Source organism: Bradyrhizobium sp. R2.2-H (genome assembly GCF_004346455.1).
Classification (GTDB): domain Bacteria; phylum Pseudomonadota; class Alphaproteobacteria; order Rhizobiales; family Xanthobacteraceae; genus Bradyrhizobium; species Bradyrhizobium diversitatis.
In genome coordinates, this window is sequence record NZ_SMBR01000019.1 from 133,549 (window position 1) to 147,633 (window position 14,085).

The 14,085-nt window shown below is 64.9% G+C and carries 13 protein-coding genes; 2 read left to right on the forward strand and 11 right to left on the reverse strand.

Features of this window, described 5'->3' with window-relative positions; genetic code table 11:
- Nucleotides 1–2: 2 nt before the first annotated feature.
- On the reverse strand, nt 3–839 hold the full coding sequence (locus EDE08_RS34440) for an SDR family oxidoreductase (RefSeq protein WP_131873848.1): 837 nt from the start codon (nt 837–839) through the stop codon (nt 3–5).
- A gap of 444 nt (nt 840–1,283) precedes the next feature.
- Here EDE08_RS34440 and EDE08_RS34445 point away from each other — a divergent pair, with 444 nt between their 5' ends.
- Nucleotides 1,284–2,612 (forward strand): dicarboxylate/amino acid:cation symporter, encoded by a 1,329-nt coding sequence (locus tag EDE08_RS34445; RefSeq protein WP_131873846.1) that lies wholly within the window; start codon nt 1,284–1,286, stop codon nt 2,610–2,612.
- A gap of 146 nt (nt 2,613–2,758) precedes the next feature.
- On the opposite strand, the gene EDE08_RS34450 is transcribed toward EDE08_RS34445, so the two are convergent.
- The 10 genes from EDE08_RS34450 to EDE08_RS34495 all read right to left on the reverse strand — a co-directional run bounded on the left by EDE08_RS34450 (nt 2,759) and on the right by EDE08_RS34495 (nt 12,687).
- A complete protein-coding gene (locus EDE08_RS34450; protein WP_131873844.1) occupies nt 2,759–4,372 on the reverse strand; it encodes an ABC-F family ATP-binding cassette domain-containing protein in 1,614 nt (537 codons plus the stop codon).
- 172 nt (nt 4,373–4,544) lie between these two features.
- On the reverse strand, nt 4,545–4,892 hold the full coding sequence (locus tag EDE08_RS34455) for a RidA family protein (RefSeq protein WP_131873842.1): 348 nt from the start codon (nt 4,890–4,892) through the stop codon (nt 4,545–4,547).
- Between the two features lie 15 nt (nt 4,893–4,907).
- On the reverse strand, nt 4,908–6,029 hold the full coding sequence (locus EDE08_RS34460; protein ID WP_131873840.1) for an NAD(P)/FAD-dependent oxidoreductase: 1,122 nt from the start codon (nt 6,027–6,029) through the stop codon (nt 4,908–4,910).
- Nucleotides 6,026–7,444 carry an NAD(P)/FAD-dependent oxidoreductase gene (locus tag EDE08_RS34465; protein ID WP_131873838.1) on the reverse strand — a complete coding sequence of 473 codons (1,419 nt, stop codon included), beginning with the start codon at nt 7,442–7,444 and terminating at the stop codon, nt 6,026–6,028. The genes EDE08_RS34460 and EDE08_RS34465 overlap by 4 nt, the downstream gene beginning before the upstream one ends.
- A complete protein-coding gene (locus EDE08_RS34470; RefSeq protein ID WP_025034065.1) occupies nt 7,441–7,737 on the reverse strand; it encodes a (2Fe-2S)-binding protein in 297 nt (98 codons plus the stop codon). Before EDE08_RS34470 ends, EDE08_RS34465 begins: the two co-directional genes overlap by 4 nt.
- A gap of 31 nt (nt 7,738–7,768) precedes the next feature.
- Nucleotides 7,769–8,905, reverse strand: coding sequence for an NAD(P)/FAD-dependent oxidoreductase (locus tag EDE08_RS34475; protein ID WP_131873836.1), 1,137 nt, complete (start codon nt 8,903–8,905; stop codon nt 7,769–7,771).
- Between the two features lie 8 nt (nt 8,906–8,913).
- Entirely contained in the window at nt 8,914–9,720 is an 807-nt protein-coding gene (locus tag EDE08_RS34480) for an ABC transporter permease (protein WP_131873834.1), read from the reverse strand.
- Complete coding sequence (locus EDE08_RS34485; RefSeq protein ID WP_131873832.1) at nt 9,717–10,592, reverse strand: ABC transporter permease; 876 nt, start codon at nt 10,590–10,592, stop codon at nt 9,717–9,719. Before EDE08_RS34485 ends, EDE08_RS34480 begins: the two co-directional genes overlap by 4 nt.
- Entirely contained in the window at nt 10,589–11,629 is a 1,041-nt protein-coding gene (locus tag EDE08_RS34490) for an ABC transporter ATP-binding protein (RefSeq protein ID WP_165936325.1), read from the reverse strand. The genes EDE08_RS34485 and EDE08_RS34490 overlap by 4 nt, the downstream gene beginning before the upstream one ends.
- 23 nt (nt 11,630–11,652) lie before the next feature.
- Nucleotides 11,653–12,687 carry an ABC transporter substrate-binding protein gene (locus EDE08_RS34495; RefSeq protein ID WP_131873828.1) on the reverse strand — a complete coding sequence of 345 codons (1,035 nt, stop codon included), beginning with the start codon at nt 12,685–12,687 and terminating at the stop codon, nt 11,653–11,655.
- Nucleotides 12,688–12,961: 274 nt separating this feature from the next.
- Between EDE08_RS34495 and EDE08_RS34500 the strand changes: the two genes are divergently transcribed.
- Nucleotides 12,962–13,933: a LysR substrate-binding domain-containing protein gene (locus EDE08_RS34500; RefSeq protein WP_245524978.1), complete on the forward strand. Its 972-nt coding sequence runs from the start codon at nt 12,962–12,964 to the stop codon at nt 13,931–13,933.
- Nucleotides 13,934–14,085 lie beyond the last annotated feature (152 nt).

The window sequence follows — 14,085 nt, forward strand, 5'->3', positions numbered from 1 at the left end:
GTTCAGCTTGCCCAATTCTCCCGGAATTCGGGGAATAGCGTCAGGCCCCCGCAGGCATAGATCGTCTGCCCCGTGATGTAGCTCGCATCCTCCGAGGCGAGGAAGGCGAACACGGCGGCGATCTCTTCCGGCGTGCCGACGCGGCCCAGCGGAATGTGGCTGGTGACGACGCCGCGCTTTTCGGGGTCACCGGTCCATGCCACGTTGATCGGCGTGTCGATCGCGCCTGGTCCCACCGCGTTGACGCGGATGCCCCGGCCGGCAAATTCCAGCGCCAGCGTGCGCGTCAGATTGGCCATGCCTCCCTTGCTGATCGAATAAGCGAGATAGCCGGGCTTTGGAATGATCTGGTGGACGCTCGAGCAATTGATGATGCTGCCGCCTCCGCCGCGTGCGACGAAGTGAGCGAGCGCCTTCTGGGCGCAGAGCACCGCACCGTTGAGATTGACGTCGATGATGCGCCGATAGGTTTCGACGTCGAGCGCCTCGCTCGGCGATTCCTGCTGGAAGCCGGCATTGTTGACGAGGCAATCGAGACGTTTCCAGCGAGAAAGGATCGTCTCGAACATCGCATCAATGTCCTGCTCATCGCCGACATTGGCATTGACGATGCAATGATCGGGCTCGCCGTGGCCGCGCGAGCGCGAAGCTGCCCGAGCGAGCGCGAGCGTCTCCTCGGCCCGCTCCACGTTCTCGAAATAGTTGATGGCGACGGTTGCGCCTTCCTGGGCGAGCCGGACGGCGACGGCGCGGCCGATGCCTTGCGAGGCACCGGTCACGAGGGCGTATTGGCCGACGAGGCGCGAAGGAAATGAGGTTGAACGTTCGGTTTGCGGCATTTGTTCTCTCCAGATGCGTCATCATGGATGGAACCGGCGTTTTGTTCCACCCGGTTGTGCATACGCCGCACGCATCCCTGGATACAGCGCGGCCTGCAGCTGGGTAGAGTCGATCGGCATGCCGAGGCGAGGTCGTTCACCAGGCACCCGAGACATCCGCCGATCGCACCGAGGATGACCGGCAGCGACGTCGCATGCCTGGGCTGCAAGGGCAAGCACTCCGATCATCGGAACGGTCGCGAGCCCGCCCCATCGAGAGCCCTCCGCCGGCTGTCACCGGCGCCGTGGTGGCTGCCATCGACAACAAGCGCGCCTGTGGGCTCTGCGATTGATCTTCGTGCAAACAGACAAAAATGTGATTGTCGCTTCGGCGGCGGCCATCACATGATGCAAGTCATGCATGATTCAGATCATGCATGATCAATGCGTTCCGGGGCACACTCCATGACACAAATCGCGATCCAGCCAGCCATTCACCGTCGGCACCAGCCCTGGTACAAGATCCTCTACGTTCAGGTGCTGATCGCGATCGCGCTCGGCGTGCTCATCGGCTATTTCTATCCTGATCTCGGCAAGGCCTTGAAGCCGCTCGGCGACGGCTTCATCGCGCTGATCAAGATGATGATCGCGCCGGTGATCTTCTGCACCGTGGTGCACGGCATCTCCTCGATGGGCGACCTCAAGCGCGTCGGCCGGGTCGGGCTGAAGTCGCTGATCTATTTCGAGACGGTCTCGACCGTCGCGCTCGCGGTCGGACTTTTGGTCGGCGAGATCCTCCAGCCCGGGCACGGCTTCAACATCGATCCCGCCACGATCGACCCGAAGTCGGTGGCGACCTACGTCACCAAGGCTCATGAAGAGGGCATAGTCGCCCATCTGATGGCGATCATTCCCGACAGCTATCTGGGCGCGATCGCGCGCGGCGACCTGCTCCAGGTGCTGCTGATCTCGATCCTCTCCGGCTTCGCCATCGCCTTCCTCGGCAAGGCCGGCGAGCCCATTGCGGATGCGATCGACAAGGCCGCGAAGATGTTCTTCGGCATCATCCGCATCATCGTGCGCGTCGCGCCGATCGGCGCCTTCGGCGCGATGGCGTTCACCGTCGGCGCCTACGGCCTCGGCTCGCTGCTCAACCTCGCGGCGCTGATCGGCACGTTCTATCTCACCAGCATGCTGTTTGTACTGGTCGTGCTCGGCTCGATCGCGCGACTGGCGGGCTTCTCGATCCTGCGCTTCATCGCCTACATCAAGGACGAGCTTCTGATCGTGCTCGGTACCTCTTCCTCCGAGACGGTGCTGCCGCAGATGATCCAGAAGATGGAGCATCTCGGCGCCTCGCGCTCGGTGGTCGGCCTCGTCATTCCGACGGGGTACAGCTTCAATCTCGACGGCACCAACATCTACATGACGCTGGCGACGTTGTTCCTGGCGCAGGCAACCAACACGCATCTGACCATCTGGCAGGAGCTCGGCATTCTCGGCATCGCCATGATCACCTCGAAAGGCGCCTCGGGCGTCACCGGCGCCGGCTTCATCACGCTCGCGGCAACGCTCTCGATCGTACCTGACATTCCGATCCAGTCGATCGCGATCCTGGTCGGCATCGACAAGTTCATGAGCGAGTGCCGCGCGCTGACCAATCTGATCGGCAATGGCGTCGCCTGCGTCGTCATCAGCATCTCCGAAGGCGAGCTCGACCGCGACGCCCTGCACGAGACCATGGCCCACCCGCTGGAGATCGGCGAGGCGCTGGAACCGGGCGGAGGCGCGTAGATCGAAGCCAGGCGAAGTTTTTCCGACGCGGTAGTTTCCCGGAGTGGAAAACCGGCGAGATAAGCGTCACAACAACGGCACTGCGATCACGGATTGATACTCATTTTTTCCACCCGACGCGCTGGGGGCAGGGCGTCGGGTTTTTGTCATTCGAATGATGAGCCCCTGGAATCACGTCCGGCGGCGAGATCGAGCCGCCGCGTGATCTCGATTGCCTGCAGGAATGCCTCGTCATGGCTGACGACAAGCAGCGCGCCATCATAGGCTCTCAGGCCGGCTTCGACGGCTTCGATGGACTCGACATCCAGATGGTTGCTCGGCTCGTCGAGAATGAGCAGGGACGGTGGAGCCACCCCGCCAAGCACACAAGCAAGGCCTGCACGAAACAACTGCCCGCCGCTCAGGCTTCCGACGATCTGCAAGGCCGCATCGGCGCGAAACATGAACCGCGCCAGCGCGGCATGGCATTCATTCGCTCCCGCCTTCGGATTGAGACGCCCGAAATTGTCCAGGATGGAGGTCGCGGGATCGAGCAGGCTGACCTTCTGGTCGAGCAGCGCGAAGTCCGGCCTGACCCGCACGGTGCCGGAGAGCGGGCGCAGCTCGCCCGCGATCAATTTCAGCAGCGTCGTCTTGCCGGAGCCGTTCGGGCCGACCAGGGCGACGCGCTCCGGACCAACGATCATGAGCGATAGATCTTGGAAGACCGGCCGCTCGGGCCGATAGCCTGCCCTGACGCCGTCGAGCCAAAGCACCTCCCTGCCCGCCGGCAGGCCGGTCGCGGGCAACCTGACCGACAATGGCTGAAGAATCTCGATACGCCGGCGCGCCGTGTCCGCAGCATCGATGGCCTCCGCGCGCCGCCGCTCGGCGATTTGCGCGCTCTTGCCGCCGCTGTCCTCGCTACGATCCTTGCGTGCACCGGCCAGGATCCGCGGCATGTCGCCCTTGGCACGCCTCTTTCTTCCGCCACTGTCCTTGCGCGCTTTCCTTTCCGCGGCCTCTTGGGCCTTGCCGTCGATCTCGGAGAGACGCTTCTCGGCATGCGCGAGGTCATGCTTGACGGCCGCAAGCTCGACGGCCTTCTGCTCGCGATACCGGCTCCAATTGCCGCCGTATCGCGTAGCTCCGAGCGAGGTCAGTTCGACGATCGCATCCATGGTCTCCAGCAAGCCCCGGTCGTGGCTGACGACGATCGCGCCGCCGCGCCAGGCGGCGAGCAGATCAGTCACCGCTTTGCGTCCGTCCCGGTCGAGATTGTTGGTGGGCTCGTCCAGGAGCAGGAAGTCGGGCGCGGCGAAGATCAGTGCGGCGAGTCGAACCCGGGTGATCTGGCCGCCGGACAGGCAAGACAGCTCCGTATCGGGAGATGGATCGAACCCGAGGCGCGCCAGCGCGGCTTCAAGCCGGGTCTCGAGCGTCCAGTCGATCGCTGCGACGTCATCGGCAGAGGCATCGCCTCGCTCCGCACGGCGAAGCAGTTCGAGCGCCCGCCGCACGCCGAACAGGTCGGCGACGGTCGTGCCGGCAAGAACCTGCACATCCTGGCGCAACAAGCCGATGGTGCCGCTAATCAGAACGCGCCCTGATCGGGGCACATGTTCCCCCAGGATCGACGCAAGCAGCGTCGTTTTCCCGACGCCGTTGCGGCCGACCAGACCGGTACGCTCGGCCGAAAATGTCAGATCGATGCTGGAGAGAAGAGAGCGGCCGTCAGGCGTGGACAGCGACAGGTTCGACAGAATGATCGAAGCAGGCATGGATTTCCCCGTGAGCAAGGCAGGTGGGCTTTGCGGTCGGGGTCATATCCATGGCGGCACGTATCCTGATTGAGGAGCTCTCCAAGTAGTCTGATCGAAGGGCAAGATCAAGGCGGGGCGCGCGGAGGACGACAGCGCGGGAGGCGCCGTCGTCCTCCGTCGCCCTGCGCCATCAACCCTTCAAAGCGGTCACCACCACCTCGATCAGCGCGCCTCCGCCGAGATCGGCGACGCCGACGGTGGCGCGGGTGGGGAGATTGTCGCCGAAGAACTCGGTCCAGGCCGCATCCATCTCCTTCTTCCTGGAGAGATCGGTGACGAAGATCGAGGCGCTGACGACGCGAGACTTGTCGGTGCCGGCCTCCTTCAGATAGCCCGCGATCTTGCCGAGGATGTTGCGGGTCTGCTCGCCCATCGAGACCGAGGTGTCGTCGGCAATGGTGCCACCGAGGAAGACGAAGCCGCCTGCCTCGACGGCGCGGTGCATGATGGGCGTGCGGATGCTGCGGTTGATGCTCATGATGTCCTCTTGTTCCTAGAGCGTGGAGGGATGGAAGCGATCGATGCCGAGATCGCTGACGCGGGTCTGGCTGCCGCCGTTGACGATCAGCTCCGCCATCACGGCGCCGGCGCCGGGGCCGAGCTGAAAGCCGTGCAGCGAGAAGCCGAACTGGTGATAGAGACCCCTGTGTCGGCTGCTCGGGCCGAACACGGGCAGATCGTCTTTCATCTTCGCCTCGATGCCGGCCCACGCGCGGACGATGGTGGCACTGCGCATCACCGGGAACAGCTCGAACACGGTCTGTGCGCTGGTCGCAAGGCTCTTCCAGTCCAGCACCGTCTCGTTGCGATCCTGATAGGGCGTCGCCAGATGGCCGCCGCCGATCAGCACGGTGCCGTTCTTGAATTGCTTGAAGGAGAGTTTGCGCCCGCGCAGGATCACGACGGGATCGATGAAGTGCGGCACGCGCGAGGTGATCATCAGCATCGGCGCCACCGTCTCGACCGGAACCGGCTCACCGAGCGCGGCGGCGATCCTGCCGGCCCAGGCGCCTGCGGCGTTGACGAGCACCGGCGCGGCATAGGTGTCCGTGCCGACGTCGACGTGCCAGAGCCCGTCGTTGTAGCGGATGTTGCCGGCGGCCACGCCCTCGCGCACGGTCGCGCCGAGCTGCTCGGCCTTGCGGCGGAATGCCGTCGTCGTCTGCGCCGGATTGGCGGCTCCGTCCCGGCGCGAGACCACGCCGCCGGGACAGGTCTCGGCGACGGCCGGCACGAGGCGCCGCAGTTCAGTCGCGTCGATCAGCTCCTCATGGGTAAAGCCGAGCGCGTTGAGCTCGGCGACACGCGCGCGGCAGATCGCGAGCTCCTCCTCGTCTTCCGCGACCAATACCTGGCCGTGGCTCTCGAAGCTGCAATCGTCGTCGAGGAGACCTGAAATCTTCTCCCAGATCCCCATCGAGCGGATCGAGAGCGGGATTTCGGGGACATGCCGTGCGAGCTGACGGACTCCGCCGGCATTGACACCCGAGGCATGGCGGCCGGCATAGTCCTTCTCGATCAGCACCGGCTTCAAGCCGGCGAGGCACAGATGCAGCGCGGTCGAACATCCGTGGATGCCGCCGCCGACGACGATTGCATCCATGTTCTTGGTCATCCGCGCACCACGGCCTTGACGTCGGCTTCGCTCTTGGGAACGGCGGCGAGCTCGGCAAGCGTGATCGGCTTCACCGGCGCACGCAGGCGGTAATAGCCGATCTCCTGCGGGGACTTGCCGCGCGCCTGCGCCATCAGCTCGGTGACAGTGAGGCCGCAAAGCCGGCCCTGGCACGGACCCATGCCGGTGCGGCGATAGGCCTTGAGCTGGTTCGGCCCGGTCGCGCCGATTGCGACGGAGTCGAGAACGTCCTTGGCCGTCACCTCTTCGCAGCGGCAGACGATGGTGTCGCCCGAGGGAATGCGGAACTGCCGCGCGGGACGAAACAGCGTGTCGAGGAAGACGCGGCCGCGCTCGGCCTTGGCGAGATCGGCTCGGAGCGTTGCCATCGCGGGAAGCTTCGCAGACGCCGTCGGCGCCAGCGCTTCCACGGCCGTGCGCGCCGCGATGCGGCCGCGGACCACGGCTGCGCTCGCGCCGCCGATGCCCGCGCCGTCGCCTGCGATGGCAATGCCGGGGACCGACGACGAACCGTTTGCATCCAGCACCGGCGACCAGCACAATTGCAGATCATCCCAGCGATGCTCGATTCCTGCTGCCATCGCCAGATTGACGTTAGGAACGACGCCTTGATGCAGCAGCAGCAGATCGGCGGGGATGGCTTCGCGCTTACCGCCCGCGACATAGCTCACGCTGGCGAGCTGGCCGTCCCCGGATGCGGAGAGCTCCGTGACGCCCGAGACGACCTGCACCTTCGCCTTGACCTCGCGCATCATCGACAGGCCCTTGGCGAAATAGGGCGAGGTCAGGAAGGCAAAGGCATGCGGAAGCGCCGCGAAATAGTTGCTGCGTTCGGTGGTGTCGAGGATGCGGTCGATGCGGCCACCGAGCCGCAAAATCTGAGCCGCGAGCAGCCAGAGCAGCGGGCCCTGCCCCGCGATCACCGTTCGGCCGTCGGGGACCAGCGCCGACGATTTCAGCATGGTCTGCGCCGCACCCGCGGTCATCACGCCCGGCAGCGTCCAGCCGGGAATCGGGAACGGCCGCTCCAGCGCGCCGGTCGCGAGAATCACGCGCTTGGCCTTGACGAAAGCCGACGCGCCGCCGATCGACACGGCGATGTCGAGATTGCGATCGAGGCTCCAGACGGTGGCACGATGGATGACTTCCGCGCTGCTCGCGCGCAGCGACTGCACGAGATCAGCCCCGACCCAATAATCGGCGCCGAGCTGGTTGCGCTCGGTGACCGGCGTCGAAGAAATCGCGCGGAATACCTGGCCACCTGGGCCGATGTTCTCGTCGAGCAGCAGCGTCGACAGGCCGGCCTCGGCGGATGTTGCGGCAGCAGCGAGGCCTGCCGGCCCGGCGCCGATCACCACGACGTCGTAGTCATCGTGCTTGGGAGCCACAGTCATTTTCCGATCTCCCGCTTGCCCTTCTGGATTTCGATCTGCATGCCCTCTGCAACCGGCACGAGGCAGCCCTGGCGATTGCCGACGCCGTCGATGGTGACGAGGCAGTCGAAACACACGCCCATCATGCAATAAGGCAGACGCGGCGCGCCGCTGACTGCGGTGGAACGCCGTGCGTCAACACCGGAGGCCAGCAGCGCAGCCGAGACGGTGTCACCCTGGCGCGCCGCGACGGCGACGCCGTCGACAAAGATCTGCACCTGTGGCCGCTTGTCCTGTTCGGATCTCTTGAACATGGGGATGCCCCTTGGCTCCTTCTCAAAATCTTCAATAACCGCTGCTGTTGGCGGCGCCTGCGCCGCCAAAACGGCTGGCCGAGAACGCGCCGACCAGCTCCGGCTCGAGCGCGCCCTGCGCCACCATCCGCGCGATCTCGAAAGCGTGGTTGGAGGCGAGCGTCACGCCGGAATGGCAGCAGGCGACGAAGGCGCCGGGATGCGTCTCCGACTGGTCGTAGATCGGAAAACCGTCCTGCGGCATCACGCGAATGCCGGACCAGCTCCTGACCACGTTGAGTCGCGACAGATGCGGGAACATGCGCTGCGCGCGATCGGCCATGACGCCGCTGATCGACGGCTTCAGCGTGCGATCGTCGAGCTCGTCCTCCTTGCTGTCGCCGATCATCACCGTGCCCTCGTCGGTCTGGCGGATCGTGGTCAGCGGATGCGGCAGGAACGGCACGGTGCGCTCGGTCACGACGACCTGGCCGCGGGTCGGACCCATCGGCGCGTAAAGGCCAACCATCGGCGCCAGCCTCTGGTTGGCATTGCCGGCGGCGAGCACGATCTTGGCGGCGCGCAGTTCACCCTGCGGCGTGGTCAAGCGAAATTCGCCGCCGCCCTTGCTGATCGCCGAGACCGGGCGCTCCGGAAAATAGTCGATGCCGAACGCAATGAAGCCAGTGTGGAAGGCGCGGAACGTGCGCAGCGAATTGACATGGCCGTCAAGCGGACAATAGCTGCCGCCGGAGACCTCGGGCCCGATCAGCGGCAGCGCCTTCTTCACCTCGGACGGCCGCAGCATTTCCATCTTGTAGTCGGCCGCGCCGGCCTGGTTGTGCATGCGCTTGACGAGCTCGGTACGCTGGCCGAATTCGTCCTCGCCGAGCGTGAGGTGAAAGCCGCCATTCTGCTGAAGGGCAACGTCGAGCCCCGTTTGCTGCTTCAGCTCGGAGGCCAGCCTGCCCCATGCCTGCGAGGCCTGCACGGTCCACACCGTATAGGCGGGCATGCCGAGCCCCTTGCTCTGGACCCAGACCAGCGCGAAATTCGCGCGCGAGGCGCGCTTGGTGATATCGCCTTCGTCGAGAACGGCGACCTTCTTGCCGAGCCGGCCGAGGCCCCAGGCAATAGCGGAGCCGAGGAGTCCGCCGCCGACGACGGCGACGTCGTATTCTCCTGACATGAATTCTCCTATCGTCCCCTATCGCCCTTGCCGGCGAGCACACGGTCGAGCCCGTAGAAGCGGTCGAGCAGAATGAGGGCGGTCATGGTGATCGCGATCACGCAGGCCGAGACCGACGTCACCAGCGGATCAATGTTGTCCTGGATATAAAGGAACATGCGCACCGGCAACGTCTCGGTGCCGGGTGCCGCGAGGAAGACGGTCATGGTGAGATCGTCGAAGGACTGGATGAAGGCGAGCGCCCAGCCGCTGATGACGCCGGGCAGGATCAGCGGCAAGGTCACACGGCGGAACAATGTCCAGCCGCCGGCGCCGAGCGAGACCGCCGCCATCTCGACGGTGCGGTCCATGCCGGTTGCCGCCGCCAGCGTGAGCCGCAGCGCGAACGGAAACACGATGACGACATGCGCGATGATCAGCGCGGCGAAGCTGCCGCCCAGCCCGACCGACGTGAAGAAGCGCAGGAAGGCAATGCCGAGCACCACATGCGGGATCATCAGCGGTGAGAGGAACAGCGCCGCCAGCGCATCGCGGCCGCGGAAGCGGTAGCGCGCGATCGCGAGCGCCGCCGGCACCGCGAACAGAAGCGCGACGAAGGACGAGAGCGCGCCCAGCCCGAGGCTGACCCAGAAGGCGTGGATGAACTCGGGATAGTTTGCGATCGTCCTGAACCAGCGCAGCGAGAACCCGTTGGTCGGCAACGAGAGGAAGCCTTCCGGCGTGAAGGCGACGAGGCAGACCACCAGGATCGGCGCCAACATCACGATGACGAAGATGGCGTGGAAGATCAGCGCCAGCGGGCCGTTCCGGCTCATCGGAACACCTCCGCGTAGCGTCGCTCGATCAACGCGTTGCTGCCAACGACGATCAGCACCAGCGCGACCAGCAGCAGCGTCGCGACCGCGGCGCCTAGCGGCCAGTTCAGCGTGTTGAGGAACTCGTCATAAGCGAGCGTCGCCGCGACCTTGAGCCGTCTGCCGCCGATGATCGCCGGCGTCGCGAAGGCGCTGGCCGAGAGCGAGAACACGATGATGGCCCCCGACAGCACGCCCGGCAGGATCTGCGGCATGATGATGCGGCGGATGATGGTCGCAGGGCCCGCGCCGAGAGACATCGCGGCATTCTCGATCTGCGGGTCGAGGCGCTGAAGTGCGGCCCACACCGACAGCACCATGAACGGCATCATCACATGCGCGAGCGCGACAACCACGCCGGTTTCGGTGAACATGAAGGGGATGGGGGAGCGCATGACCCCGAGCGACATCAGGAGCTTGTTGACGAGCCCGTTATTGCCGCCGAACAGCAGCGCCCAGCCGAGTGTGCGCGCGACGACGGAGATCAAGAGCGGCCCGAGAATGACCAGCAGGAAAAAGCTCTTCCAACGGCCGCTCATGCGGTTGAGGATGTACGCTTCGGGCGCGCCCAGCAAGGCCGTGAGCAGCGTGGTCAGGATCGCGATGCGAAACGTCCGCCAGAACATCTCGGCGTAGTAGGGGTCGATCGCGATCTCGTGCCAGTTCTTGAGGATGAAGACCGGCTCGATGCCCTTGTACTGGCCCCAATCGTGGAACGACAGCATCACCGTCATCGCCAGCGGAATCAGCAGCACGCCGACGAACAGCATCAAGGCGGGTGCCGTCAGCGCCCATGGCGCACGGGTGTTTCGCTCGTCGGCGGCCATGCTCATGCGGAGGCTCCGCCGCGCACGCTCATGTCCTCCGGCCGCCACGTGAGACGTACTGCCTCGCCTTCGGCTGGCTGGGGCTTGCCATCGTTTTGACGGATCACGATGGCCGGACCACATTCGCTATCACACTGAAACAGCCAGTGATTCCCCTGAAAGATGCGCGTGATAATCTTGGCGCTGAGCCCCGTATCACCAAAGCCGATTCGTTCGGGGCGAACACTCACTGTCACGGGTCCGCCGAGCCCGGCCGGCGCCGGCGCGCGCCAGGAGCCTGCCACCAACTGGGTAGGCGATACGACCCGGTCGATCATCCCGGGAAAATCATTTGTCTTGCCCAGGAACTGCGAGACGAAAGCCGAAGCGGGCTTCTCATATGTCTCCTGCGGCGTGCCGATCTGCTCGATCTTGCCCTGGCTCATCACCACGATGCGGTCGGACAGCGACATCGCCTCGTTCTGGTCGTGGGTGACCAGGATCGTGGTGGTGCCGATGGTGCGCTGGATCTGGCGCAGCTCGATCTGCATCTCCTCGCGCAATTTTGCGTCGAGATTCGACAGCGGCTCGTCGAGCAGCAGTACGCTCGGCTTGATCACCAGCGCACGCGCCAGCGCCACGCGCTGCTGCTGGCCGCCGGACATGCGGCGCGGATGGCGGTCCTCGTAGCCGGCGAGCCCGACCATTGCCAGCGCGGCCCGAACGCGCTCGGCCCGCTCGCCTCGCGGCACGTTACGCATCTCGAGGCCAAAGGCGACGTTCTCCGCCGCGGTCATGTGCGGAAACAGCGCGTAGCTCTGGAACACGATGCCTAGGCCGCGCTTGGCCGGATGGATCGCAGTCAGGTCCTTGCCCTCGAGGCGGATCGCTCCGCGCGTCGGATCGAGGAAGCCCGCGATCATCTGCAGCGTCGTGGTCTTGCCGCAGCCGGACGGGCCGAGAAAGGAGATGAACTCCCCCTTCCCCACCGACAGGCTGAAGTCGTCGACCACAGTCTGCGTGCCGAACTGCTTTGCGACCCGATCGAGCTCGAGATAGGCCATGGCGCTGTCTCCGCGGCGACCGATCAGCGTTCGACCTCGCGATTCCAGCGCTTGGTCCACTCCTCGCGCTTCTCGTTGATGACGGTCCAGTCGGGATTGTAGAGCTTGGCCGCGCGCTCGCCGATCGGCGCCATCTTGCCGAGCTCGGGCGGGATCACCAGCGATTTCAGCACCGGGCCGTAGCCGTAGTCCTTCAGCAGCACGAGCTGGATCTTCGGATCGAGCAGCATCTTGACGAAGCTCGCTGCGAGCGGCGAAGCGTTGGGCTTGTTGATCGGACACGCCGTGGTCAGCAGGGTCGCCGCGCCTTCCTTGGGGTAGACGAAGTCGACGGGAAAGCCGGTATTGGCAAAGCTCTGCACGCGGCCGGTGCCCCACACCGCGATCACGGCCTGACCGGACTGGAACAGCTCGGTCATCTTGCCCGGCGACGGCTCATAGGCCAGCACGTTCGGATTGATCTGTTCCTTGAAGATCTTGAAGCCGGAATCGACGTTGGTCTCACCGCCGCCGTTCATCTTCGACAGCATCACCAGCGCCTCAAGGCCGTAGGTGTTGTTGATCGGCGGGATCACGAGCTGTTTGGCGTATTTCGCGTCCTTCAGGTCGTTCCACGAGGTCGGCGGCGCCCAGCCTTTCTCCTTGAACACCTTGGTGTTGTACATCAAGCCGGTCGCGACGATGCCGATCGCGACCGCGCGATCGTCCTTGAAACGGGCGGTGTCGTAGAGATCGGCCGGCAGTCCGTCGAGCTTGCCGCAGAAGCCGAGCTGGATTGCCTGGTACATCGGGCCGTCGTCGACGATGGCGACGTCGATCTGCTGGTTGCCCTTCTGCGCCTGAAGCTTTGCCAGCGTGTCGGTGGAGTTGCCGGCGACGTACTCGACCTTGACGCCGTTCGCCTTCTCGAAGGCCGGGATCACCTCGTCGCGGATCGTCTTTTCGAACGAGCCGCCGTAGCCGGCGACATAAAGCGTTTTCTGCTGGGCCGAAGCGACCGAGGGGGCGGCAATGAGCGCTGCGATGCTGACCGCTGTCAGAAGGCGAAGAGTCTTCATATGGACCGATCTCCAATACCGGAATGAGGTGACGTGCCGACAAATCTCGGCCGAAGCGCCTTCCGCATTTCCTTCCGCGCAAATCCCTCTCCGATCAGGGCTCCGGCCCCTGTTCGGCAGGTTTTGGCGCGATCTGGAGGTTCGAACCCCTCCAATCTGCCGAAAAAGCGGGCTGACTCCAGCTCTGATGAAAAAGATCGCAACCTATACTTCCATCGTCCAATGAATAATGGCACCCTCTGCATGCCAAAATGTTATGATTGGATTGTGGGTAATGGCGCGGATCAATTCGCGGCAGGTGGAGGCCTTCCGGGCCACCATGCTGACCGGCAGCGTGACCGAGGCGGCGGCGCTGATGAAGGTGACGCAGCCGGCCGTCAGCCGGTTGCTGCGCGACCTCCAGGCCCTGCTGAAAATGGAGCTGTTCGAGCGGCGCGGCACCGGTCTGGTACCGACCGCCGCGGCGATGGCGCTCTACACCGAGGTCGAGCGCTCCTTCGTGGGCCTCGAACGCATCACTGCGGCGGCGGAAGAAATCCGCGGCCGCCGCACGGGCTCGCTACGCATCGCCGCACTGCCGGCGCTCTCGAACGGCTATCTGCCGCGGCTCACCGGTCACTTCCTGAAGGAGCGGCCAAACCTCAACCTGGCCTTCTTCGGTGTCATCTCGCCGATCGTCGTCGACTGGGTGCTGAACAATCAATGTGACGTCGGCTTTGCCGAGGTGCCGATCGCGCATTCCGGTCTGCCGAGCCAGAGACTGCCGGCGCCGGCGCGCGTCGCAGTGCTGCCGACCGGTCATCGCCTCGCGGAGAAGGAAGTCCTGGAGCCGCGCGATTTCGAGGGCGAGACCTTCATCTCGCTGTCGGCGGGATCGTCGAGCCGGCATCTTGTCGATCAGGTCTTCCACCGCCACGATGTCCGCCGCGTGCTGCGCGTCGAGACCACGCTGTCGGAGATCATGTGCGGCATGGTGTCGTCAGGGCTTGGCGTCGCGATCTGCGATCCCTTCACGGCGCAGGAATTTGCAACGCGCGGCGTCGTCGTGCGCCGCTTCCTGCCGCGCATCGACTTCGAATTCTCCGCGGTCTTTCCGGCGCAGCGCAGTCCTTCACCGGTGGCGCTGGACCTGGTCGAGACCATGCGCAAGGCACTGGTTCAGTTCGAGGATCAGGACTTGGGTTTGAACAGTGCAGCCACAGGCTCGCTGCAACCTCTCCCGCGTGCGGGAGAGGTCGGCGCGTAGCGCCGGGAGAGGGTTTTCTCAACACGGGGAGTGTCCCTACAAGGAGAGAGCCCTCTCCTGTCCAGCGGATGGATGGGTAACAAACCAGACCGGATGGATAGGTAACAGTCGTTCATGGTTCGGTCCGCTGCGGCGCTGCGCTAGCGCAGCGC